This is a genomic window from Nocardia sp. NPDC056541 (genome assembly GCF_042794235.1).
Taxonomy (GTDB): Bacteria; Actinomycetota; Actinomycetes; order Mycobacteriales; family Mycobacteriaceae; genus Nocardia.
On the sequence record NZ_JBHTUD010000005.1, the window covers coordinates 221,630 to 244,699 of the forward strand.

Below are 23,070 nucleotides of genomic sequence, written 5' to 3' on the forward strand. Positions count from 1 at the left end.
GCTCAGGCGACCAGTTCGACGATGGCGGCGTTGGCGGTGCCGCCGCCCTCACACATCGTTTGCAGGCCGTAGCGAATTCCGTTGTCGCGCATGTGATGAACCATCCGGGTGAGCAGACCCGCCCCCGAACCACCGAGCGGATGACCGAGCGCGATGGCACCGCCGAGCGGGTTGAGCAGCTGTGCGTCGGCGCCGGTTTCGGCGAGCCAGGCCAGCGGCACCGACGCGAACGCCTCGTTCACCTCGAAGACACCGATCTCGGCGAGATCGAGACCGGCTTTGCGCAGGACCTTCTCGGTCGCCGGAATCGGACCGGTCAGCATGAGTACCGGGTCGGCGCCGGTCACCGCGCCCGCGCGGTAGCGCACCAGCGGTGTCAGCCCCAGTTCGCGGGCCCACTCCGGTGTCGTCACCAGCACCGCGGCGGCACCGTCGGAGATCTGGGAGGAGTTACCCGCGTGGATTACACCGTCGGCCTGGAAGGCCGGCTCGAGTTTGGCCAGGGTCTGGGGTGTCGTCCCGCGGCGCACGCCTTCGTCGGCGGTCACCGTCCCCGCCTCGGTCTCGACGGGCACGAGCTGGGCGTCGAACGCGCCACGGTCCTGGGCGGCCGCGGCCAGTTCGTGCGAGAGCGTGGCGAATTCGTCGAGCCGATGGCGATCCAGCCCCCACTTCTGGGCGATCAGCTCCGCGGAAATGCCCTGGTTGAACGAGAAATCCTGGTAGCGCGCACGGGCTTTCGGACCGTAGGGGGCCCCACCCTCCTTCGCCGCGCCGAGCGGGACCCGGCTCATCACCTCGACCCCACCCGCGACGACGACATCCTGCTGCCCCGACATCACCGCCTGCACAGCGAAATCCACCGCCTGCTGGCTCGAGCCGCACGCCCGGTTCACCGTCGTGCCGGGAATGCTCTCCGGCCATCCGGCGGCCAGCACCGCGTAACGCCCGATATTGCTCGACTGGTCACCGACCTGGGAGACACAGCCCCAGATCACGTCGTCGATCACGGCCGGGTCGATCCCGGTGCGCTCGATCAGGGCGTTGAGTACCACCGCGGACAGATCCGCCGGATGGGTGCCCGCCAGTCCGCCGTTGCGTTTGCCCCACGGCGTGCGTACCGCCTCGACTACTACTACCTCACGCATGGCGCTCTCCATTCGAACTAGTCATCGTTGTGTTCGGTCTGCCGGGCGATCGCCCAGCGGCCGGTGAACTCCGGTTCCCGGGCGGCCGCGAACGCCGCGAAGGCCTCCGGTGCGTCGGCGGTCGCGAAGTTCACCCCCTGCGCCCGAGCCTCATTGGCCAGCGCGTCGCGCAGGGTGCGGTCCGCGCCCTCGTTCAGCAGTGCCTTGGTCTGGGCCAGCGCCACCGGCGGTCCGGCGGCGAGCCGTTCGGCGAGCTCGACGACGAAGGCGTCGAGCTCGGGTTCGGCGACGACCCACGTCACCAGGTTCAGCGCGTGCGCCCGCTCGGCGTCGATCGTCTCGGCCAGCAGCGCCAGCCGCTTGGCCTGTTGCAGTCCCACGAGTTTGGGCAGCAACCAGGACCCGCCGAGATCGAGCGAGAGCCCGCGACGGGTGAAGATCTGCGAGAACCGCGACTCCGGCGTCGCGACCACCAGATCGCAGCCCAGTGCCAGATTCCAGCCCGCGCCCACCGCCACCCCGTGCACCTTGGCGATGGTGGGAATCGGCAACTCGTGCAGCAGCAGCGCGACATCGGTGAGCGCGCGCAACTTGTGCAGCGGATGGCTGGGGTCGGGTGTGGCGATATCCGCACCGGAGCAGAAGGCCCCGCCCGCGCCGGTGAGCACGAGGGCGCGGACGTCGCGATCGCGGCCGGCCGCGTCCAGTGCCTCCCGCAGCGCCGCCCACAGTTCGCGATTGATCGCGTTCTTGCGGTGCGGACGATGCAGGGTCAGCGTGCGCACGCCGTTGCGGTCTTCGGTCAGCAGGATCCGTTCATCGCGGATGTCTTTGTCCCCCAACGTCATCAGGGCACGGCCGTGGCGATGAGACGGTGCAGGCGCAGCAGGGCGATCTCGTCGTCGGTGAGACCGAACTCCGCGAGCACCGCGTTCGTGTGTTCGCCCAGCGCCGGCACCGCGCCCATCGGCGGATCGAACCCGCTGATGATCGGGGGCGGGAGCAGCGCCGGGATCTGCCCGACCGGGGTATCGATCCGACGCCAGCGATCGCGCTCGGTCAGCTGGGGATGATCCAGCACTTCGCTCGGGGTGTTGTAGCGGGCGTTGCCGATGCCCGCGGTGTCGGCGGCCTGCTGGATGTGGGCCAGGTCGTGGCCGGCGCACCACGCGCCGATCTCGGCGTCGAGCACCTCGCGATGACGAACCCGGTCGGAATTGCTCCGGAATCGTGGGTCGTCGGCCAGATCCGCTCGCCCCAGCAACTCACGCGAGAGCCGTTGCCATTCCCCGTCATTGGTGGTGCCGAGCACCACGGTCTGCCCGTCACCGGTCGGGTACGCGCCGTAGGGCGCGACCGCGGGAGAACTCATACCGAGCGGCTGCTGATCGATGCCGGAGTGCCGCGTGTAGGTGAGCTGGTAGCCCATCACCTCGGCCATCGTGTCGAACAGGCTGACCGTGACCGCCGCCCCCTTCCGGGTGCGCCGGTCGCGCGCGGACAGCATGGCCAGGATCGAGATCGCCGCGTACAGACCGGAGCAGACATCGGCGACCGGTGGACCGGGCTTGGCGGGCGCGCCCGCCGAACCGGTCACCGCGCACACTGCCGATTCCGCCTGTACCAGTAGGTCGTACGCGCGTTTGCCCGATAGCGGACCGCCCGCGCCGAAGCCGTCGATCTCGACCGCGATCAGGTCGGGATGGCTGTGCTCGAGGTCGGCGGGGGTGATGCCGAGCCGCGCGGTGGCGCCGGGAGCGAGATTGGAGACGAGCACGTCGGCGTGGTCGAGCAGCCGGTGCAGCACCTCCATTCCGGCCGGCGATTTCAGGTTCAGCGCCACCGATTCCTTGCCACGATTCACCCAGACGAAGTGCGCCGCGAGGCCGTCGACCACGTCGTCGTAGTACCGGGCGAAGTCGCCCCCGTCCGGGTTCTCGATTTTCAGCACCCGTGCACCGAGATCGGCCAGGGTGCGCGTGCACATCGGCGCGGACACCGCCTGCTCCAGCGCCACCACTGTGACGCCGGCCAACGGCGCGGGGTCCGCCGCCGCGTGTGCGGCCATCACATCACCATGCCGCCGTCGACCGGCAGCACCTGCCCGGTGACGAAGGAGGCCGCGTCGGAGGCGAGGAACACGAAGGCGCCCGCCACCTCGTCCGGTTCCGCCCAGCGGCGCAACGGGATTCGGTTCAGCATCTGCGCGGAGAACTTCTCGTTGGTGCGCAGGGTGCTGGTCATCGGTGTCGCCGCCAGCGGGGCGAGCGCGTTCACCAGGATCTGCTTGCGGGCCAGCTCGCGCGCCAGCGATTTCGTGACGCCGATGATGCCGGCCTTGGCCGCGGAGTAGTTCACCTGGCCGAGCGTGCCGACGATGCCCGCCGACGAGGTGACATTGATGATCCGGCCGGTGCCATCGGTCGCCAATTTCGCCAGCGCGGCCTGCGAGCACCGGAACGTGCCGAGCAGGTGGATGTCGAGCAACAGCGACACCGATTCCTCGCTGGTCTCGGCGAACATGGCCGGAGCGGTCACACCGGCGTTGTTCACCAGAATGTGCAGCACCCCGTCGGCCAGCTCGGCCGCCGCGGCGACGGCCGCGTCCGCGGACGCTCGGTCGCGCACGTCGAGCGCCGCGCTGCGAGCGGTGCCGCCCTCGGCCACGATCTTCTCCGCGACCACGGCCGCGGCGGCGCCGTCGACATCGGTGACCAGCACCGCGGCGCCCGCGGTGGCCAGGGCCCGCGCGACAGCGGCACCGATGCCGCCTGCCGCACCCGTGACCAGTGCCGATCGTCCGGTCAGATCGAACAGTGCTGTGTTGACGGTCATTTCAGTAGCTCCTCGGCATTCCCAGCGTGTGCGATCCCAGGTAGTTCAGGATCATTTCCTGACTGATCGGCGCGATTTTCATCACGCGCGCCTCGCGGAAGTAGCGGGCGACGTTGTACTCCTCGGCGTAACCCATCCCGCCGTGGGTTTGCAGCGCGCGATCGGCGGCGGTGAAACCCGCCTCCGCGCACAGATACTTGGCGGTGTTGGCCTCGCGACCGCACGGTTGGCCGTTGTCGTAGAGCCAGGTGGCCTTACGCAGGACCAGCTCGGCGGCGTCGAGATGGGTCAACGAGTCGGCGAGCGGGAACTGGATGGCCTGGTTCATCCCGATCGGCCTGCCGAAGACTTCGCGGTCGCCCGCGTAGCGCACAGCCCGGTCCAGGGCGACCCGGCCGATGCCGAGTGCTTCGGCGGCGATCAGCATCCGCTCGGGATTGAGCCCGTCCAGCAGATACCGGAAACCCATGCCCTCTTCGCCGACCCGGTCCTCGACCGGAATCCGCAGGTCGTCGATGAACAGTTCGTTCGAGGTGACGGCGTTGCGACCCATTTTCGCGATCGGCCGGATGTCGACCTTGGTGCGGTCGAGATCGGTGAGGAACAGGGTCATGCCGTCGGTCTTCTTCTCGACGTCCTCGTACCGGGTGGTGCGCGTGAGCAGCAGGATCTTCTCCGACTCCATGGCCTTGGAGATCCACACCTTGCGCCCGTTGACCACGTAGTGATCGCCCTCGCGCCGGGCGAAGGTACTGATCCGGGTCGTGTCGAGACCCGCACCCGGTTCGGTGACCCCGAAACACACGTGCAGATCACCGCTGACGATGCGGGGCAGGGTCCGGCGCTTGAGCTCCTCGGATCCGTGCACCACCACCGGATGCATGCCGAAGATCGACAGGTGAATCGCGGTGGCCGCGTTCATCCCACCGCCGGAGCGGGCGACCTCCTCGAGCAATATCGACGCCTCGGTGATCCCCAGCCCGTGCCCGCCGTACTCCGGCGGAATCGTGATGCCGAGCCAGCCGCCCGCGGCGATGGTGTCGTAGAACGCCGCCGGGAACTCGTGGGCCTGATCGCGCTCCATCCAGTACTTGTCGTCGAACTTCTTCATCAGCTCGGCGACCGAGTCGCGGATCAGCTGCTGATCCTCGCTCAGCGCGAAACTCATCCCACCGGCCATGCGTACTTCCCCCATCAATCCGAGGCGGGCAGCGCTTTGGCCGCCTTCACCGTCATCGGCTCGCCGTCGCAGCTCAACGAGCCCGCGCCCGCCGCGATGCACAGCACCTCGACGTGCTCGGCCACATCCACATATCGCTTGCCGATCACCGTGCTCGGCGCACCACTCGCGGCGACCGTGGGGGCATTGACGGCAGGGATCATCGGGCTCGCGCCGCAGGTGATCACGGGCGTGCGGTTGGCCGGTACCCGGATCACCACCACTCGCGTACCGCAGACGGTGCTGGCGAGTTGATCACCGGGACGCAGTGGCACTGCGGTCATGGTGGATCTCCCTTCCTGAGGTTACGTCACTCTCTCTCAATGAAAACTAGCTTCTCATTCAGCGAGAATCAATGACCCGTTGACTATCCGCCCAACCCGTGGAAATCTTACAGTTCAAATACGAGAACGTGATTCTCCGAATCGAGAGGAGGCAGTGATGCGCCTACCCCCGCTGCCGGCGGACCAATGGGACGAGCAGGTTCAGCGCGCCCTGTCCGGCCTGCTGCCCCGGGACCGGCAGAACCCGGCGGACGCCGGAAACGCACTGTCCACCCTGGTCCGCCATCCGGACCTGACGAAGGCCTACCTGAGCCTCGGTGTGCACCTGCTGTTCCGGTCGACACTGCCGGCGCGGGTACGCGAACTGGCGATCCTGCGCGTCGCCCATCGACGCGGCTGCGCCTACGAGTGGGCCCATCACGTGGAGATGGCCCACGAGTCCGGCGTGAGCGCCGCCGATATCGCGGCGGCGCAGGGCGGGCCCCCCACCGACGAGTTCGATCGCGTGATCTTCACCGCGACCGACGAACTCGACACCACAGCGAACCTGTCCGATTCGACCTGGGCCGCCCTCGGCGCGCACCTCGACGAGCGGCAGTGCATGGATCTGGTCTTCACGGTCGGCGGCTACGGCATGTTGGCCATGGCCTTCAACACCTTCGGCGTCGAAGTCGAACACACGGAAAGGTAATCCTTTGGCCCACTTCACCAAGCCGACAGCGGGTAGCTGGACGGAGCACTACCCCGAGCTCGGCACCGAGCCGGTGGACTACACCGACTCCATCGACCCCGACTTCTACGAGGACGAGCGCAACGCCATCTTCAAGAAGACCTGGCTCAATATCGGTCGCGTCGAACGACTTCCGAAGGTCGGCAGCTACTTCACCAGGGAACTGCCCTCGGTCGGCACCTCGCTCATCATCGCCAAGGGCAACGATCAGGTCGTGCGGGCGTTCCACAACATCTGCCGCCACCGCGGCAACAAGCTGGTCTGGGACGACTTCCCGAACGAGGAGACCTCGGGCACGTGCCGCCAGTTCACCTGCAAGTACCACGCCTGGCGCTACAGCCTCGAGGGTGAGGTGAACTTCGTCCAGCAGGAGAAGGAGTTCTTCGACCTCGACAAGCAGCTCTACGGCCTCAAGTCCGTGCGCTGCGAGGTGTGGGAGGGCTTCATCTTCGTCAACCTCGACGAGGACGCCCCGCCGCTCACCGAGTACCTGGGCACCCTCGTCGCCGGCGTCGAAGGCTACCCGTTCCACGAGTTCACCGAGGTCTACAGCTACCGCGCCGAGATCGGCAGCAACTGGAAGCTGTTCATCGACGCGTTCGCCGAGTTCTACCACGCGCCGATCCTGCACATGAAGCAGGCGGTCAAGGACGAGGCCGACAAGCTGGCGGGCACCGGTTACGAGGCGCTGCACTACGAGCTGCAGAGCCCGCACTCGATGATCTCCTCGTGGGGCGGCATGGCCCCGCCCAAGGACCCCAACATGGTCAAGCCGATCGAGCGCGTGCTGCGCAGCGGTCTGTTCGGACCGTGGGACAAGCCCGACATCGAGGGCCTGGACAAGCTGCCCGAGGGCATCAACCCCGCCCGCCACCGGGCCTGGGGCGTCGACGAGTTCGAGATCTTCCCGAACATGTCGCTGCTGTTCTGGGAGCCCGGCTGGTACCTCACCTACCACTACTGGCCGACCGCGGTGAACAAGCACATCTTCGAGGCGAACCTGTACTTCGTGCCGCCCAAGACCGCGCGCGAACGCCTGGGCCAGGAGCTGGCCGCGGTCACCTTCAAGGAGTACGCGCTGCAGGACGCGAACACCCTCGAAGCCACCCAGACGATGCTGGCCACCCGCATCGTGTCCGATTTCCCCCTCAACGACCAGGAGATCTTGCTGCGCCACCTGCACAAGGTCGCCAAGGACAAGGTTCAGGAGTACCGAGATGCCACTGCTGCCCGCTGAATTCGCTGATCTGGAGCAGTTCTCCGACTGGGTCCTGCCCACCGAGCCGCAGCGCTACACCAAGCGTCTCGCCTCGAGCATGCCCGACATGCAGGAGTTCTACGACACGGCGTTCCCCCGGCTGGAGGACGCGATCACCTACTGCGACAAGTTCCCGCTCGACGACCTGCCCGAGGATGCCCGCGCGCTGCTGCATCTGATGCAGTCGCTGGTGAACGTGTCCTTCCCCGTCGAGGTCTGGAAGCAGGCGCGGGTGCCCGACTCCGGCGCCGCCATGGTCCACCTCATCCGGGAGCCGGTGGTCTGATCATGCTGACGCTGTTGGCCGCCGGGTACCTCGATATCGACACCGGCGAGATCGTCCGACCAGGAGTCATCCGGATCGAGGGTGATCGGATCGTCGGCCTCGGTGGCGAACCCGAGGGCGAGATCATCGACCTCGGCGACGCCGTCCTGCTGCCCGGCCTGATGGACATGGAGGTCAACCTCCTGATGGGCGGGCGCGGCGAGACCGGGCTGGCCTCCAGCGTTCAGGATGATCCCCCGCTGCGAATGCTGCGTGCGGTGGGCAATGCCCGCCGCACGCTGCGGGCCGGTTTCACGACCGTGCGCAACCTCGGTCTGTTCGTCAAGACCGGCGGGTATCTGCTCGATGTCGCGCTCGGCAAGGCCATCGACGCCGGCTGGGTCGACGGGCCGCGCATCGTGCCCGCCGGGCACGCGATCACCCCGACCGGCGGGCATCTCGATCCGACGATGTTCGCCGCGTTCGCCCCGCACGTGCTGGAACTCAGCATCGAGGAGGGCATCGCCAACGGTGTCGACGAGGTGCGCAAGGCGGTCCGGTACCAGATCAAGCACGGCGCGCAGCTGATCAAGGTCTGCGTCTCCGGCGGCGTCATGTCACTCACCGGAGCGCCTGGGGCGCAACACTATTCATCCGAGGAACTGCGGGCGATCGTCGACGAGGCGCACCGGCGCGGGTTGCGGGTCGCCTCGCACACCCACGGCGCCGACGCGGTGCGCGCCGCGGTCGAGGCGGGAATCGACTGCATCGAGCACGGCTTCCTGATCGACGACGACGCCATCGCCCTGATGGTCGAGAAAGGCACCTACCTGGTGCCGACCACCCGCCTGGCCGACGCCATGGACGTGTCGAAAGCGCCGCCGGAGCTCCAGGCCAAGGCGGCGCAGATGTTCCCGCGCGCCCGCACCTCGGTGCTGGCCGCGTACAAGGCCGGGGTGAAGATCGCGGTGGGCACCGACGCCCCCGCGATCCCGCACGGCCGCAACGCCGACGAGCTGGTCGCGCTCGTCGATCGCGGCATGAGCCCGTTGGCCGTGCTGCGTGCCGCGACCACCACGGCCGCCGAACTGATCGATGTCACCGACCGGGGCCGGCTGGCCGAGGGTCTGCTCGCCGACATCATCGCGGTTCCCGGCGACCCACTCACCGACATCACCGTCACCCAGCGGGTGCGGTTCGTGATGAAAGGCGGAAAAGTCTTTGTCCAGAATTGACGACGTGATCGAGCTGGAACAGCTGCTCGCGCGGTACGCGGTCACCATCACCAAGGGCGACATCGAGGGCCTGATCGCGGTGTTCACCCCCGACGGCAACTACAGCGCCTTCGGCGACACCTACCCGCTCGACGAGTTCCCCGATCTCGTCGCCGCAGCGCCGAAGGGGTTGTTCCTCACCGGCACACCGGCATTGGAGATCGACGGCGACACCGCCAGCGGCACCCAGCCGCTGTGCTTCATCGAGCAGTCGACCCACGACATGCGGATCGGCTACTACAGCGATACCTACGCGCGCACCGACGCGGGCTGGCGGCTGCGCACCAGGGCCATGACGTTCATCCGTCGCAACGGCGACCACGACTCCGGCCGTCCGCACGCCTTCGAACGACCGAGTGCGTGAACCGCGCCGACTTCCGGACCGGTCTGCGGTCCTGGCTCGACGCGAACGACCTGTCCGCGGGGCCCGACCATTCGCTCGACGCACAGGTCGAGCAACTGGCCAGGGTCCGGCGCGCGCTCTTCGACGCGGACTGGATGCGGTACGGCTGGCCCGCCGAGGTGGGAGGTCTCGGCGGACCAGCGGTGCTGCGGGCGATCCTCGGCGAGGAGGTCGCGACCCGCGACCTCGCCGAGCCCGGCATCTATTCCATGATCGAGGTGCTCGCGCCGACGATGATCTCCTACGCCGGCCCGCAGCTGGCGGCGGAAATGGTGCCGCGACTGCTCAGCGGCCGGGAACAGTGGTGCCAGGGGTTCTCCGAGCCCGGCTCGGGCAGCGATCTCGCGTCCCTGAGCACCAAGGCCGAGCAGCGCGGTGATCACTGGGTGATCACCGGCCAGAAGGTGTGGACCAGTCTCGCCCAGTACGCGGCGCGCTGTGTCCTGTTGACCCGCACCGGAATCGGCCACGACGGGATCACCGCGTTCTTCGTCGACATGGACTCCCCCGGCATCACCGTGCGGCCGTTGCGCACGATGCACGGCATCGACGAATTCGCCGAGGTGTACTTCGACGAGGTCGTCGTGCCCGCCGACCGTATGCTCGGCCGACCGGGCGACGGCTGGCGGATCGCGATGGATCTGCTCCCACACGAGCGCTCCACCTGCTTCTGGCACCGGATCGCCTATCTCTACACGCGATTCGACCAGCTGCTCGAGCAGACCGCGCACGACGACCGGGCCGGCCACGACGACGCCGAACTCGGCGCCGTCCATCTGGCCCTGCACACCATCCGCTGCCGCTCGCTGGCGACGCAGGAACGTCTGGCGGCCGGCGGCAAGCTGGGCCCGGAGACCTCCGTCGACAAGGTGCTGCTCGCCACGGCCGAGCAGCACCTGTTCGACACCGTCCGCGATCTGCTGCCCGGCGTCATCGAGCTCGCCGATTCACCGTGGCGCGCGGAATACCTGTACTCGCGCGCCGCGACGATCTACGGCGGCACCGCCGAGATCCAACGCAACATCATCGCGCGTCGACTGCTCGACCTGGGGAAAGAGTGAACCGTGGATGCTGCCGAACTAGATCTGCTGGCTCAGACGCTGCGCAAGACCATGCGCGACGTCTCCGGCGCGGAGCTGCACACAGCGCTCGTCGACCTGGGCTGGCAGGAGATGCTGACCGACGCGCCTGATGCCACTGTCCCCCTGGTGTTCCGGTTGCTCGGCGAGACCGGCGCGCACGCGCCGCTGCTCAACGACGTCGTCCGGGCGGCGGGCGGACTGTCCGCCGACGACCCGGTCGCGCTGCCCTGGTCCGGGGGGACCTGGGTGCGCTGGGACCACGCCGACGACGCGTCCGGCGCCGACCGGTCCCCGACCCTGGACGCTGATCTGCCGATCCGCGCGGTCCCGGCGGGGACACCGATTCCACTGGCGCAGGGCCGGCGGGCACTGGGCTGGTGGCTCACCGGCGCGAGCCGGGCCATGCTGACGCTGGCCCGCACCCACGCCGTCGATCGCGTGCAGTTCGGGCGGCCGGTGGCCTCGTTCCAGGCGATCCGGCACCGCCTCGCCGAGACCTTCGTCGCCATCGAGGGCGCCGAGGCCACCCTAGCCGCGGCCACCGACGATCTCGGGTCGCTGCTGGCCAAGGCCGCCGCGGGGCGGGCCGCCCTGATCACCGCGCGGCACTGTCAGCAGACGCTGGGCGGCATCGGCTTCACCGCCGAACACGATCTGCATCGCCACATCCGGCGGGTGCTGGTCCTGGACGGACTGCTCGGCAGCTCGCGCGAACTGGTCCGCGAGGCGGGCGCCATCGCGCGCGCTTCGGGCACGGCCGCGCGGCTGGTGCAGCTATGAGTGAGCGCGCGGAACCCGCCTGGAAACAACGCGCGGTGGAACGGTCGATCAAGTCCACCCGGTTGCGGGCCGAACAGCGGGTGCAGCGCTTCCTCGAAGCGGCCCAGGCGATCATCTCCGAGAACGGCAGCACCGATTTCACCGTGCAGGAGGTGGTGGAGCGGTCGCGCCAGTCGCTGCGCAGCTTCTATCTGCAATTCGACGGCAAGCACGAACTGCTGCTCGCCCTGTTCGAAGACGCGCTGCTGCGCACGGCCGAGCAGATCCGCCTCGCGGCGGCCGAGGAGGACGATCCGCTGACCCGGCTCGGAGTCGCAGTACAGCTGCTGTTCTCGCTGTGCCGGTCCGATCCCCGGGATCGCCACCCGCTGTTCACCGACTTCGCGCCGCGCCTGCTGGTCACCCATCCCGCCCACGTGAAAGTCGCGCACGCACCACTACTCGACCTCTTCGTCGACCTGGTGACCGACGCCGCGTCGGCGGGCACGCTGCGCCCCGGCCTCAATCCCCGCCGGGTGGCCGCCATGACGATGCAGACCGTGATGTTCACCGCCCAGTCCAGCGGCGGCCAGGACGACCTGGCAGCGCGCCCGATCACCGCCGAGGAAGTCTGGGAATTCTGCGCCGCGGGCGTCACCGGCACCGTGAGAACATAATTCTCTTTCAGGTAGAATAGGAAGATTCGACTATGACCGATCTCTGGAACAGCCTGCTCGCCAGCCTGGATCTGGGTGTGTCGCCGCCCGACGACACCGCCACCGACCTCGGCCCTGCCACGACCGTGTTCGAAGGACCCCACCTGCCGCTGAACTATCGCAGGCTCTTCGGCGGCCAGATCCTGGGGCAATTCGTCCGCGCCGCCGAACTCGCCTGCCCGGACAAATCGGTCAAGTCGATCCACACCCTCTTCGCCAAGGAAGGCGGCTACGACGCGCCGCTGCGCTACGAGGTGACCCGCCAGCACGAAGGCCGCTCGTTCGCCACCCTCGCGATCATCGCCAGGCAGTCCGGGCGCGTCATCGCCACCGCCGCCGTATCCATGCACGTCGACGAGGACGGCCCGCAAATCCAGCACATCGAGGACGTCCCCGCGCTGCTCGATCCGGAATACCGCGTCACCTTCGACCTGCTCCCCTGGGAGACAAGAGCTTTCGACGATCTCAACGCCACCGCCGCCGCCCTGCCCGAGTACGAGTTCTGGATGCGCACGCCCGCCGTCGACGCCGGCCTGTCCGCCGCGCTGGCCGCCTACGCCACCGACCTGAACCTCATCGGCACCGCCCTACGCCCACTCGAGGGCATCAGCCAGCGCGGCAACGGCACCACGTTCAACTCCGCCGTCACCGCCCACACCCTGTGGTTCCACCGCCCGTTCCGCACCGACGACTGGCTACTGCTGCGCCAGCACAGCCCGGTCCTGGCACACGGCCGCTCCTTCGGCCGAGGCGACGTCCTCACCGTCGCAGGCGAACTCGTCGCCTCCTTCGCCCAGGAAGCCCTCGTCCGCTTCGGCGCCGAAGCGACCGAAGCGATCTCGGCCCAGCCCGCCGCACAGCGCGGGTAACCGAGACCACGCCAGATCACAGCAACAGCCGCTGTTACCGCTGCATGGTTTCGCGTATCTCCTCTGCGAGGACTCGATTGCCGGCCGCGATGAACTTTCGGCGCGTACCCATCGTCTGGTTGATCTCCGCTGTGCTGTTGAGGCCGCAGTCCAGCGGGATCGGATCACCATCGAGATCGATCGTCACACCCCCGGCTGCGTGCAAAATATAATGTCCGGGCGACAGATCCCAGACCGCAAATCCCTTGGCGAATTCCACCGTTGCATCAGTGAATCCGGCAGCGACGTGGCACAAACTGACAGAGCCGAAATCAACCCCGATTCGCCCTCTCCTTTTACCGTCCGCCGACGCTACGCTCAGTGCATCGAAGAATTGTTGCTGCTTTGCCAGAGGGCGAAATCGCTCATCTGGACGCATCAGGTAGTTCGTGACCAGCGCTTGGGGAAGCCGGGCGCGCGAAGGCTGGTTCAGTGCATGGCGGTCGCCGCTTGCAGTGACCATGAACGCACGATCGGCGCCATCCGGTTCTCGCATGGCCGCGTATAGCTGAACATGATGAAAAATGTCGCCGACTACCGCAATGACGGGCCGTTTTAGAGATCGCGAGTAGACCATGATATGGGTGTAACCATGCAGGGATCGAACGGCCAATTCGCTGGTATCCAGCGGATCGACGAGGATGCACAAGTCTGGTTCCGGGTCGCTTCCAACAACTTGCGGATCAGCCTCTTCTGATGCGTATATGAACGACGGTAAGTACACGGAGAGAAGTTCCTTGTAGCGTCCGTGCATCCACAAGTCGTACTCCGACAGGAAATTGTCCTCGTGGCGGATATTCTCAGTCTCCGATCGGTGCCCGGTCAGCGCGGCTTCTACCAGGCGGGGCCGTATCTCGGCCATCATGGCTGGCACCATGTCAGTGATGTATTGCGCCAACTCGGTCGTGTTCTGGTCGCTCATGCGAAGGTCACCTTTGCTCGAATCTAGCGCAACTCCAATGGAGGTTCAATTCCGGGAGGGCTCATTGTTGCGGCGATGAAAATTGCTTCAAATTCTGCTGCGCGCATGATCTTGGCGCCGGTTAGGTCGTCGAAGCTGTCGACGTCCAATTGTCGGTCTTTGGTCATTGCGCCGAAGACGGCGAAGTACAGCTCAGCCTTGGGGTAGCGGCAGCGTAGTTGCCGGGCGAGATATCCGATTACGTCAGCGTGCTTGACTTCGAAGTCGCAGATAAGAATCGTAGGAGATTCTTTGACTTCAGGGTAGAAGGATGCACTATCCAGGTCTATGCCGTCACGCATTTTATTGCACCGCAAGTAGCCTATTCGACATCGGGAAAAACGAGATGAAGCCAGGAATGTTGCCATAACCAAACCGGCTTCATTGACTCCGAAGCAGATATCCATGTCCAGGCGTTTGCCCAGGTTCTTGATCTGTTGCGATAAACGTTCCACCCCATAACCGAAGGTCTCCCACGTGAGATCAATCAATCTTCCGGGCTGAGGATTGGGTAGGGTGAACACGTCTACGTCGGGGTTCCCGTATTCGACAGTTGGAACCGTCAATATGAACTGCGGGCCGACTTGATCTCTTCGAATGTGTAGGTCGGGGGACTGACTCCGTATCGCGCCATGCTCAAGCGCCGATGTTGGTCCACCGGGCGGAGTCCTTTCCTCTGTATAGCTTTTCAGCGCTAGCTGATCTTCGATAGGCAGCCGCTCGTAAGCTTCGGCTATGAGCTCTGTTGGACTGACGCTCTCCTCCGAGACTCCCAGCGGCCCCCGTCCGTATGCTGCGCACAAGATGAGCAAACCTGACATCGGAGGTGGGGAACCTTGCCCCCTGCGGCGCGCCCACGACTCCCAGGCGTTGACCGATGTGCCGCCAAGGCTGGTCTGGTTTCCGGTCACATCGTTGTATCGCGCTGCCGCCTGATCTTGGGATAGGCCCGCCGCGTATCGGTACGCCTGCAAACTCGGCACGTCCGGGTACCGGGCCATCAGCTCAGCCGCCGCACCCTTTACCGATCCCAACTCGGTCCACAGTTTCTTGCCCTGCGCGGCCAGCTCCCGGCCGCGCGCCTGCGGACTCATCTGATGGCTCGTGCGTGCATTCGTGCCCGGTGACCTTGACGACGTTCCCATGACCGACAGCCCTTCACCCCATGAGCAGTAGTTGCCAGGAAGGTTACCCATCACAATGGGCAACTTCTGCATTTCACGTCATCTGAGCAGGTCAAGCTACCCAAAAACCTGTTGGAGCTCGTACCGCTCAGCAGGTGTGAGGGCCCCCGCCGACTGGGAGGGTGATTAGCAGCAGCCACCCGCCCCCACAGGAGTTAGCAGCCATGACGGTCCTCACCCACTCATCAGCGCCCGACAAGCGACGTGTTGCCGACCGCTCAACCGACACGACTACCAAGAGCCTGACAGTTGTTGAGCAACAGGTGCTCGATGTCCTTGCCCCGGGCGGTCTGCTCACCGCCGACACAATCGCTCGCAACCTGAACATGTCGCCGTGGCGCGTGGCGCGTGCCTTGAACTCGTTGCGCCGCAACGGTGACGCCTTCCGGAACCAGCACGCCCAATGGCGGGTAACCGTCGGGCAGCCTCTCCCGGAACGGCAGAGCTCGCGATGAGAAGACTCACCCCCGCCGTGCCCCAGCAGTCTCTGCCTGAACTGCGCCGAGCGCTCGAAGCGATGTGTGAGGCCGGCTGGCTCACAAGCGCGCCCGCCACACCCACGGACGAAGTCAGCGGGCCACGCGCCCCTGCTCCTGGACTGCCCGAGGTGTCACGATGACCCAGACCAGCCAACCTGCCTCGACCTTCACCGAAACCCCGCCGTCGCGCTGTGAGTTCTACAAGAGCGTGTGTTGCCTTCCGGCCGTGGTCGACCCACGCACAGGACGGATTGCCATGGGGGCCGGGTTGATCGGGGCGGTGATGATGCCGACCGCTTTGGCCCGTTGCGTCAAAACCAGCCTCGACGTTCGCGGGGTTGCCCCGTTGTCGATTATCGGTCACCCACGTGCCGACATGTGGACCTTCTTGGTCAGAGCCGATACTCGACCGATCGGTGACCCCGACGAAGTGACGCGGCTATGGGAGGCGCGGGTGGTGGTGATCCGCGACGGCGAGATCGCGTTGCCATCCCCGATGCCGGACCCGCTGATGGTCCGCACGTGGGTGTCTCCAGCTACCAGCGTGTTCCGACCGTCGGGTGCGGTCGTAATCGAATGCGCGCAATCGATCCTGAGGCGGACTCCGCGATGAACATCGGCGGCCGATCACCGTGCCCTGACGAGCCCGACATCCATCTCGCGATCCAATTCCCCAGTGTGCGAATGGAATTCGCGGCATGCCTGACCGCTGCACTGGTGTTCGTCTGTGATGTGGCCGCCCACCGTCCCGGCACCGTCGCCGTCTATCCCAGCCATTGCACCGGATTGCCTCGCCTGCCCAACGAGCGGCTGTACCTACAGCCCTGACCCGCCCGACCGATCCCCGTATGCCCGACCACCCGAAAGCCCTGGCGCGCCCGGGTAAGACGGAGAACCACCTCACCCCATTCCGGCAGCGCGAAGGCAACCCTGTCACAGCGAGTCTGTCACCAGCGCATTCGCCGGTGACAGACTCGCTCGTACTCGGAGGCAGCTCACTTCATTCGTCCGGAACCATTGTTCGACAACCGGCGCTCACAGGTGGCTTCGTTTCGCGGACAGCGCAGGACCTTGTCGATCGGTGAATATTCAGCAAACAGCTCTGCGGAAGTCCCTCTCCCGATCGAGCCGTTGATACCATCGGCCGCACATCATCCGGAGGGGGATCATGCAGGTTTCGCCGTCCGAGTTGCGCTCTGCCGCAACTGAAATGGACAGACTCGCAGACGACAAGATCGGCCAGATTGCCGGTCATGGACACATCGGCCGGTTCGCTCGGCACGCTCAGTACCTTTCTCCACGGCGCCGATGTCGCGCCGCAGCTGGATCGGATCGAGCCCGCGCGCACCCGGAGCCTGAAGATCGTCGGTGGTCGCTACCGCGAATTCGGCTGGCTACTGCGCACTTCCGCCGAGTCCTACACCGACACCGACGTGGCCGCCGCGGGGCATGACCCGAATATCGGGAAATACTTCGATCCCGAGACCGGGGAACTTCGTTCGTTGACCGACATTGCCAATACCTGTGATAGCCAAAAAAACTAGCTACGCCAATTTGAACGCAGATCTCGCAAAGTACGCTCCCGGCGTATACAACTACAGAACCGAATGGCGTGATGTCCGCGAGTCGGACGAACCGAAATGATAGCGATAAAGCGCAAGCGCGCGGTCGGTGCCGCCGCGATCGGGATGGCCATCTACCTACTGCTGAGTGCCTGTGCCGGGCCGTCCGTACAGCCGAACCGGTGGCCCGACCGCTTCGACTACAACTTCCGGTGGGTTGCCGAACCCGGCATCGATCTGGCGACCGGACCTGCTGCCCAAATGCGTTCGATGATGGAGACAGCGTTCATGGGAGGAGCCGGACAATTCAGCGAAGAGGAATTAAAGGAGAGACAGGGTCACGATATTCTGAAGTACGATCCGCCGACTATGTGGCAACTGGACGAGCGAGCCGCCGACTATCAATGGAAGGTACGAGGCACCATCTTCGCTCAAATACGCAACGTTGAAAATTATTTCGCCCGCGATGGCTTTGAACTGTGGGCCGTAGATGTGTGCACATGGGTCGGCGACGTGGCATTCGGGAACAATACCGGAGAATATTTTTCCGGCCGGAACGGGAACAAGACCGGAGATTTTTTCCCAGGCGGGGACGGGAAAGCATGGTCTATCCATTCTGTTGCGGGATTCGCTGTACGGAGAAGCAACGTCCCGGACCCTGAGCCACGCATGGTCGGCAGTTCGAGGTACCCAGTCCATCCCCTGCCCGTTGTCTGGGAACCTATGTCTCCTTCCTCCCCCAATGCCACCCGTTGGACAGAACAACCGTGTGAGTGGCCCGCGGAATTTCCCGCATCGCTGAACCCGGATCGATCCGCACATCAGCCGGGTGCCCGCGTTCCCGCCCCGGAGGTACTACCTCCCTACCCCGGCTGGCCGCAATAGACAGAAGCTTCTAGTGGGTCACTCCGACCAGCAACTGCTCCGCCGCGCTGTAGGGATCGCGGTCCCCGGCCGCGACCGCGGCGGCCAGCTCGTCCAGGCCGGGGTGGCCGCGCAGCCGTGACTGCGCGAGCGAGAGGATCTGTGCCCGTGCGCGGGCTGTGCTGCGCGCGTCGGTGTCGGTCCGGTGGTAGGTCTCGATCGCTTCGATCAGCTCCTCGACCCCGGTGCCGCGTGAGGCGACCAGGGTGAGGATGGGTAGGCCGGTTTCGATGTGGAGTTCGCGCGCGGTCTGCTCGGCGCCGTCGCGGTCGGCCTTGTTGACGACGAGGATGTCGGCCACCTCGAGCAGCCCGGCTTTGGCGGCCTGAATCGCGTCGCCCGCCCCGGGATTGAGGATGACCACGGTCGGGTCGGCGACCGCGGCGATCTCGATCTCGGACTGGCCCACCCCCACCGTCTCCAACAGGACCAGGCCGTAGCCGAGCGCGCCGAGCAGCCGGATCGCGGCGGGCACGGCGGCGGCCAGGCCGCCCAGGTGCCCGCGGGTGGCCACCGAGCGGATCAGGACGTCGGGGTCGTCGATGTGCGCCGCCATCCGGATGCGGTCGCCGAGCAGCGCGCCGCCGCTGTAGGGCGAGGACGGGTCGACGGCGAGCACCGCCACCCGCTGCCCGCGCGCGCGATAGCCGGTCACCAGGACCGCGATGGTGGTGGACTTGCCCGCGCCCGGCGGCCCGGTCAGCCCGATCACGCGCACCGGGGCCGAATCGAGGTGGGCGAGCACCTGTTCGCGGCGCTCGCTCTCGACCAGGCTCAGCAACCGCCCGGCCGCGCGGATCGAACCCGCGCGGGCCATCGCGATCAATTCGGCGATGTCGTCGGACAGGCCAGTGTTCATCGACGGCTCCCGAGTGTCCGGTCCGGCTACTTCTTGCCCGCGGTGAGCCGCTCGATGGTGGCGTGGAAATCCGCGGTCTGGAACGAGATCTCCTCGGCGGTGGTCGCGTAGTCGAGACTGGCCAGCACCGCCCGTTCCAGGTGCAGGTTGAGCAGTCGCTTCGTGCTCTCGACGGCCTGGCGAGGCAGTTCCAGGATGCGCTTGGCGCAGGCCAGCGCCTCGGCCACCGGGTCGGCGACGACGTGGTTGACCAGGCCCATCTCCCTGGCCCGTTCGGCCGGGATGCGCGCGCCGGTGAGCGCGTACTCCTTGGCGAAGAGCAGGCTGGTGTGCAGCGGCCAGGTGAGCGGGCCGCCGTCGGCGGCGACCAGGCCCACCTGCACGTGCGGGTCGGCGAGGTAGGCGGTCTCGGCGATGTAGACGATGTCGCTGAGCGAGACCAGGCTGCACCCGAGGCCGACGGCGGGTCCGTTGACCGCCGCGATCACCGGAATCCGGCAGCGCGCCATGCCGAGCACGAGGTCGCGCCCGTGCGCGATCGTCTTGGCGCGCAGGTCGGCGTCGCGGCTCAGCTCGGCGAGGTAGGCGAAGTCGCCGCCGGCGGAGAACGCCTTGCCGCTGCCGGTGAGGACCGCGACGCGGGCTTCCCGGTCCTCGCTCAGGCGCGGCCACAGCTGCGCGAGCCCGGTGTGCAGGTCGTCGTTGACCGCGTTGAGCGCGTCGGGCCGATTCAGCGTGATGATCCGCAGCGGACCTTCGGCGCGGACGTCGATTTCGGCAGGCAGGTCGTACATGGTCAGGCTCCCAATCCGAGAATGCGCGAGGCGATGATGTTCTTCTGAATCTGTGACGTCCCGCCCATGACGCTCTGCGCGCGGCTGTAGAGGTAGGCGCTGAGCAGTTCGGGATCGCGGGTGCCGCCGACGGTGAGCGCGGCGTGGCCGACCGACTGTTCCACCCAGGTCATGAGCAGTTTGTCGAGCGAACCCTCCGGGCCGTGCGAGACGCCGTCGAGCTGTTCGGACAGTCGCCGGCGCACGTGCAGGCGCAGCATCTCGGTCTGCACGGCGGCCCAGGCCAGCTCGGCGGGCAGCGGGCCCGAGGTCCGGGCCGCCATCTGGCGCACCAGCTTGCCGTAGCGGGCCGCGTAGCCGAGCGTGGAGGGTTCGCGCTCGTGCCCGACCACTGTCATCGCCAATTTCCACCCGTCGCCGGGCGATCCGACCATCTGATCGGCGGGCACGACCGCGCCGTCGAAGGCCACCTGCCCGAATTCGGTGGTGATCCCGCTGATCATGCGCAGCGGCCGCTGCTGCACGCCGGGTTGTTTCATCGACACCACGAAGGCCGAGATGCCTTTGTGCCGTGGCACTTCGGAGTCGGTGCGGGCCAGCAGCAGGCACCAGTCCGCGACGTCGGAATAGCTCGTCCAGATCTTGTGCCCGTGCAGCACATAGGAATCGCCCTCACGGGTGGCCGTGGTCCGCAGCGCGGCCAGGTCCGAACCCGCGTCCGGTTCGCTGAACCCCTGGCACCAGCGTTGCGTCCCGTCGATCATGCCGGGCAGGAACCGCTGTTGCAGTTGCTTGCTGGCGTGCCTGCCCAGACCCTGGATCAGATAGCCCAGGCTGGGCCGCGGTGGCGCGCCGGCCAGGGCGAGCTCCTCGTCGAGGATGACGTCGTAGACCGGGGGCAGTTCGTGGCCGCCGTGTTCGCGCGGCCACGACAGCCCGAAGAAGCCCGCCGCGTGCAGCGCTCGGTGCCACTCGCCCTGCTTGGCCCAGTACTCGTCACCCGAGGTCGGGAACTGTCCCGCGACACCGGACAGCCACTCGCGCAAGCGTTCCCGGAACGCCGCTTCCTCGGGCGAATCACGAAAGTCCACGGTCGATCTCCTCCAGGCTCGTGGGGAACAGCTCGGTGGACGTCAGCGCCCGCCGTAGATACACGTGCGCCAGGCACTCCCAGGTGTTGCCGATTCCGCCGTGCACCTGCACCGCGGTCTCGCACACGGTCAATGCCGCTCTGGCGCAATAGAGTTTGGCGATCACGGCCGCCTGCACGGCGCGCTCGGGTTCGATCGCGTCCACGGCCCACGCGGCGTGGCGCAGCACGCTCACCGAGCCCTCGATCAGCGCGAGGCTCTCCGCGAGCAGATGGGCGACGGCCTGATAGGAACCGATCGTCTTGCCGTATTGCGCACGGACTTTCGCGTAATCGGTGGCCAGTGCGTGCGCACCGCGCGCGGTGCCGACCAGATCGGCGCAGGTGGTCACGAGCGCCAGCGCTCGCCACTGGGTGACCTGCGCCGGGGACAGCTCGCCGAGCAGTTTCGGAACGCCGGTGAGCGCGGCCTCGGCCCGTGTCTGATCGGCGCCGGTCGTCGCGGTGGCGACCGAGCTGGCCAGCATCGACTCGCCTCGCACGATCAGGGCCTGGCGGGCGCCTCTCGCGTCGATCGCGCGGTCGTCGACGGCGACGGTCCAGTGCGGTACCGATTCGGGGGGCGACCAGAGGTCGTCGGCGAGAAGTGGACCGAGGAACGGCACGTCGACGAGCCCGCGGCCGAATTCCTCGGCGACGATGGCCACTTCGACGCCGGAGGCGCCGTCGGAGCGCAGGGCCCGCCAGCCGGTGCTGGCGACCGTCTTCTCGAGCCGGGCGATCCGCTGTTCGTCGGCCAGGTCGCTGACCGAGCCGGGGCCGAGGTCGTCGGCCAGTTTCGCAGCGGCGTCGCGCAGCTGTCGCTGTTCAGAGGTCAGCCGGACGTCCATGGCTCTCCTTCAGTACTCGGCGCAGCACCTTGCCGGAGGGCAGGCGCGGGATTTCGGGCACGAACACCACTCGGCGCGGCCGCTTGTAGGAGGCCAGCCGGGTGCCGACCAGCTCTATGAGTTCGTCGGCGTCGACCGAGCCCGTGGTGGTGACGGCGGCGACGATCACCTCGCCGTCGGCCGGATCGGGAACACCGAAGACCGCGCAGTCGGCCACGGCCGGGTGGCCGTGCAGGACGGCTTCCACCTCGGCGGGCGCCACTTGGAATCCGCGCACCTTGATCATCTCCTTGAGCCGGTCGGTCAGCCGCAACCAGCCGTCGTCGTCGAGATAGCCGACATCGCCGGTGCGGTACCAGCCGTCGGCGTAGGCCGCCGCGGTCGCGTCGTCGGGGAGGTATCCGGCCATCGACGACGCGGAGCGAGCCTGGATCTCTCCGGTATCGCCGGTTTCGACCTCCTCGCCGGAGGTCGTGGAGACCACCCGGATCTCGACGCCGGGCACCGGGCGCCCCACGCTGTCGAGACGGGCGCCCTCGAGCGGATTGCAGGCGATCACCGGCAGTTCGCTGGCGCCGTAGGCGGGCACCCACGCGACGCCGGTTCGGCGCGTGACGGTCTCGGCGACGCTCGGCGTCACCGGCGTCGCGCCCCACATGATGTAGCGCAGCGACGACAGGTCATAGGACTCGAGGTCGGGATGGGAGGCGATCGCCAGCGCGATCGGCGCGACCGCCATCTCCACGGTGATCCGGTCGGCCTCGATGTGGTGCAGCATCCGATCGAGGTCGAACCGGCGATGCAGGCGCATCCAGGCGCCGGTCCGCAGCGCCAGCACGATATTGAGCAGCCCGAGGATGTGTGAGGGCGGGGTGACGATCTGAATCCGGTCGTCGCCGGTGAAGCCGAGCGCCACTCGCCAGTGCTCCACCGCGGCCGCGAACGACGCGTGCGTGTGGCGCACCGCTTTCGGCAATCCCGTTGTGCCCGAACTGAAGACGAGCACGGCGTCCTCGGATGGCACGGGCTCGGCGAAGGTGGCGGTGCTGGGCGTGATCGGTGCGTCGAGCGAGAGCGTCGGCATCAGCTCGGCCAGCACCGGCTGATCGCCGACGGCGTAGGCGGGCTCGGTGACGGCCAGCGCGTGCTCGACATCACCGCGCTTCCACGCCGGGCTGATGAGCACCACCGCGCCGCCGGCCAGCCAGATCGCGCGCACCGCGAGCACGAACTCCGGCCGGTTCGACGACATCAGCGCGACCCGATCCCCCTGGCGCACACCGCGTTCGATCAGGGCTTCGGCCAGGCCAGCGGTGAGCCCGTCCAACTCGCTGAGCGTGTAATGCCGCTCGTCGAAACTGAGTGCGATCCGGTCGTTCATCTCGCCTCCGCGGCCGGGACTGAGAAGATCCCATCTTGCAAGAGAGAATAGTATTCTCTTTCCAT

Annotated in this window: 27 protein-coding genes; 14 read left to right on the plus strand and 13 right to left on the minus strand. The window is 67.0% G+C overall.

Annotated elements, in window-relative coordinates; translation table 11 throughout:
• Window positions 1–2: 2 nt before the first annotated feature.
• From ACFQ9R_RS10935 to ACFQ9R_RS10960, 6 genes are read right to left on the minus strand one after another with little or no spacing between them, the layout of a single operon-like run.
• Complete coding sequence (locus ACFQ9R_RS10935; protein WP_378990248.1) at window positions 3–1,148, minus strand: thiolase family protein; 1,146 nt, start codon at window positions 1,146–1,148, stop codon at window positions 3–5.
• A 17-nt stretch (window positions 1,149–1,165) separates the two neighbouring features.
• Window positions 1,166–1,996 (minus strand): enoyl-CoA hydratase/isomerase family protein, encoded by an 831-nt coding sequence (locus ACFQ9R_RS10940; protein ID WP_378990249.1) that lies wholly within the window; start codon window positions 1,994–1,996, stop codon window positions 1,166–1,168.
• Window positions 1,996–3,216, minus strand: a complete 1,221-nt coding sequence (locus ACFQ9R_RS10945) for a CaiB/BaiF CoA transferase family protein (protein ID WP_378990250.1) — start codon at window positions 3,214–3,216, stop codon at window positions 1,996–1,998. Before ACFQ9R_RS10945 ends, ACFQ9R_RS10940 begins: the two co-directional genes overlap by 1 nt.
• Window positions 3,216–3,983, minus strand: a complete 768-nt coding sequence (locus ACFQ9R_RS10950; RefSeq protein WP_067444796.1) for an SDR family NAD(P)-dependent oxidoreductase — start codon at window positions 3,981–3,983, stop codon at window positions 3,216–3,218. The genes ACFQ9R_RS10945 and ACFQ9R_RS10950 overlap by 1 nt, the downstream gene beginning before the upstream one ends.
• A gap of 1 nt (window position 3,984) precedes the next feature.
• Window positions 3,985–5,163 (minus strand): acyl-CoA dehydrogenase family protein, encoded by a 1,179-nt coding sequence (locus ACFQ9R_RS10955; protein WP_378990251.1) that lies wholly within the window; start codon window positions 5,161–5,163, stop codon window positions 3,985–3,987.
• A gap of 14 nt (window positions 5,164–5,177) precedes the next feature.
• On the minus strand, window positions 5,178–5,486 hold the full coding sequence (locus ACFQ9R_RS10960) for a hypothetical protein (RefSeq protein WP_378990252.1): 309 nt from the start codon (window positions 5,484–5,486) through the stop codon (window positions 5,178–5,180).
• Between the two features lie 157 nt (window positions 5,487–5,643).
• On the opposite strand from ACFQ9R_RS10960, the gene ACFQ9R_RS10965 reads away from it, so the two are divergent.
• From ACFQ9R_RS10965 to ACFQ9R_RS11005, 9 genes are read left to right on the plus strand one after another with little or no spacing between them, the layout of a single operon-like run.
• A complete protein-coding gene (locus ACFQ9R_RS10965) occupies window positions 5,644–6,177 on the plus strand; it encodes a carboxymuconolactone decarboxylase family protein (RefSeq protein WP_067444787.1) in 534 nt (177 codons plus the stop codon).
• Between the two features lie 4 nt (window positions 6,178–6,181).
• Window positions 6,182–7,453, plus strand: a complete 1,272-nt coding sequence (locus tag ACFQ9R_RS10970) for an aromatic ring-hydroxylating dioxygenase subunit alpha (protein ID WP_378990253.1) — start codon at window positions 6,182–6,184, stop codon at window positions 7,451–7,453.
• Window positions 7,434–7,760: a hypothetical protein gene (locus ACFQ9R_RS10975; protein WP_378990254.1), complete on the plus strand. Its 327-nt coding sequence runs from the start codon at window positions 7,434–7,436 to the stop codon at window positions 7,758–7,760. Before ACFQ9R_RS10970 ends, ACFQ9R_RS10975 begins: the two co-directional genes overlap by 20 nt.
• Before the next feature lie 2 nt (window positions 7,761–7,762).
• Window positions 7,763–8,974: an amidohydrolase family protein gene (locus ACFQ9R_RS10980; RefSeq protein ID WP_067444766.1), complete on the plus strand. Its 1,212-nt coding sequence runs from the start codon at window positions 7,763–7,765 to the stop codon at window positions 8,972–8,974.
• Window positions 8,970–9,377 (plus strand): nuclear transport factor 2 family protein, encoded by a 408-nt coding sequence (locus tag ACFQ9R_RS10985; RefSeq protein ID WP_378990423.1) that lies wholly within the window; start codon window positions 8,970–8,972, stop codon window positions 9,375–9,377. The genes ACFQ9R_RS10980 and ACFQ9R_RS10985 overlap by 5 nt, the downstream gene beginning before the upstream one ends.
• Window positions 9,374–10,477, plus strand: coding sequence for an acyl-CoA dehydrogenase family protein (locus ACFQ9R_RS10990; protein ID WP_378990255.1), 1,104 nt, complete (start codon window positions 9,374–9,376; stop codon window positions 10,475–10,477). The genes ACFQ9R_RS10985 and ACFQ9R_RS10990 overlap by 4 nt, the downstream gene beginning before the upstream one ends.
• A gap of 51 nt (window positions 10,478–10,528) precedes the next feature.
• Complete coding sequence (locus ACFQ9R_RS10995) at window positions 10,529–11,278, plus strand: acyl-CoA dehydrogenase family protein (protein WP_378990425.1); 750 nt, start codon at window positions 10,529–10,531, stop codon at window positions 11,276–11,278.
• The gene (locus ACFQ9R_RS11000) at window positions 11,275–11,934 is read left to right on the plus strand and encodes a TetR/AcrR family transcriptional regulator (RefSeq protein WP_067444755.1); all 660 of its coding nucleotides are present in this window, start codon (window positions 11,275–11,277) and stop codon (window positions 11,932–11,934) included. Before ACFQ9R_RS10995 ends, ACFQ9R_RS11000 begins: the two co-directional genes overlap by 4 nt.
• Window positions 11,935–11,966: 32 nt before the next feature.
• Window positions 11,967–12,842, plus strand: a complete 876-nt coding sequence (locus tag ACFQ9R_RS11005; protein WP_378990256.1) for an acyl-CoA thioesterase — start codon at window positions 11,967–11,969, stop codon at window positions 12,840–12,842.
• Between the two features lie 34 nt (window positions 12,843–12,876).
• Here the strand turns inward: ACFQ9R_RS11005 and ACFQ9R_RS11010 are convergent, their stop codons facing one another.
• Window positions 12,877–13,803, minus strand: a complete 927-nt coding sequence (locus ACFQ9R_RS11010) for an inositol monophosphatase family protein (RefSeq protein ID WP_378990258.1) — start codon at window positions 13,801–13,803, stop codon at window positions 12,877–12,879.
• Between the two features lie 23 nt (window positions 13,804–13,826).
• Entirely contained in the window at window positions 13,827–15,059 is a 1,233-nt protein-coding gene (locus tag ACFQ9R_RS11015) for a hypothetical protein (protein WP_378990259.1), read from the minus strand.
• A 131-nt stretch (window positions 15,060–15,190) separates the two neighbouring features.
• Here ACFQ9R_RS11015 and ACFQ9R_RS11020 point away from each other — a divergent pair, with 131 nt between their 5' ends.
• The 5 genes from ACFQ9R_RS11020 to ACFQ9R_RS11040 all read left to right on the plus strand — a co-directional run bounded on the left by ACFQ9R_RS11020 (window position 15,191) and on the right by ACFQ9R_RS11040 (window position 17,952).
• Window positions 15,191–15,481 carry a hypothetical protein gene (locus tag ACFQ9R_RS11020; RefSeq protein ID WP_378990260.1) on the plus strand — a complete coding sequence of 97 codons (291 nt, stop codon included), beginning with the start codon at window positions 15,191–15,193 and terminating at the stop codon, window positions 15,479–15,481.
• Between the two features lie 160 nt (window positions 15,482–15,641).
• Window positions 15,642–16,118 carry a DNA-directed RNA polymerase subunit beta gene (locus ACFQ9R_RS11025; RefSeq protein ID WP_378990261.1) on the plus strand — a complete coding sequence of 159 codons (477 nt, stop codon included), beginning with the start codon at window positions 15,642–15,644 and terminating at the stop codon, window positions 16,116–16,118.
• Entirely contained in the window at window positions 16,115–16,333 is a 219-nt protein-coding gene (locus ACFQ9R_RS11030) for a hypothetical protein (RefSeq protein ID WP_378990262.1), read from the plus strand. The genes ACFQ9R_RS11025 and ACFQ9R_RS11030 overlap by 4 nt, the downstream gene beginning before the upstream one ends.
• A gap of 425 nt (window positions 16,334–16,758) precedes the next feature.
• Window positions 16,759–17,049, plus strand: coding sequence for a hypothetical protein (locus ACFQ9R_RS11035; protein ID WP_378990263.1), 291 nt, complete (start codon window positions 16,759–16,761; stop codon window positions 17,047–17,049).
• Window positions 17,050–17,145: 96 nt separating this feature from the next.
• The gene (locus ACFQ9R_RS11040) at window positions 17,146–17,952 is read left to right on the plus strand and encodes a hypothetical protein (protein WP_378990264.1); all 807 of its coding nucleotides are present in this window, start codon (window positions 17,146–17,148) and stop codon (window positions 17,950–17,952) included.
• A gap of 10 nt (window positions 17,953–17,962) precedes the next feature.
• On the opposite strand, the gene meaB is transcribed toward ACFQ9R_RS11040, so the two are convergent.
• Genes meaB through ACFQ9R_RS11065 form a run of 5 tightly spaced genes read right to left on the minus strand, consistent with a single transcriptional unit; the run spans window position 17,963 to window position 23,005 of the window.
• Window positions 17,963–18,850 (minus strand): methylmalonyl Co-A mutase-associated GTPase MeaB, encoded by an 888-nt coding sequence (gene meaB / locus ACFQ9R_RS11045; protein WP_378990265.1) that lies wholly within the window; start codon window positions 18,848–18,850, stop codon window positions 17,963–17,965.
• 26 nt (window positions 18,851–18,876) lie between these two features.
• Complete coding sequence (locus ACFQ9R_RS11050; protein ID WP_067444721.1) at window positions 18,877–19,644, minus strand: enoyl-CoA hydratase/isomerase family protein; 768 nt, start codon at window positions 19,642–19,644, stop codon at window positions 18,877–18,879.
• A gap of 2 nt (window positions 19,645–19,646) precedes the next feature.
• The gene (locus ACFQ9R_RS11055; protein ID WP_067444718.1) at window positions 19,647–20,735 is read right to left on the minus strand and encodes an acyl-CoA dehydrogenase family protein; all 1,089 of its coding nucleotides are present in this window, start codon (window positions 20,733–20,735) and stop codon (window positions 19,647–19,649) included.
• A complete protein-coding gene (locus tag ACFQ9R_RS11060) occupies window positions 20,722–21,624 on the minus strand; it encodes an acyl-CoA dehydrogenase family protein (RefSeq protein ID WP_378990266.1) in 903 nt (300 codons plus the stop codon). Before ACFQ9R_RS11060 ends, ACFQ9R_RS11055 begins: the two co-directional genes overlap by 14 nt.
• Window positions 21,602–23,005 (minus strand): class I adenylate-forming enzyme family protein, encoded by a 1,404-nt coding sequence (locus ACFQ9R_RS11065; RefSeq protein WP_378990268.1) that lies wholly within the window; start codon window positions 23,003–23,005, stop codon window positions 21,602–21,604. Before ACFQ9R_RS11065 ends, ACFQ9R_RS11060 begins: the two co-directional genes overlap by 23 nt.
• Between the last annotated feature and the right edge of the window lie 65 nt (window positions 23,006–23,070).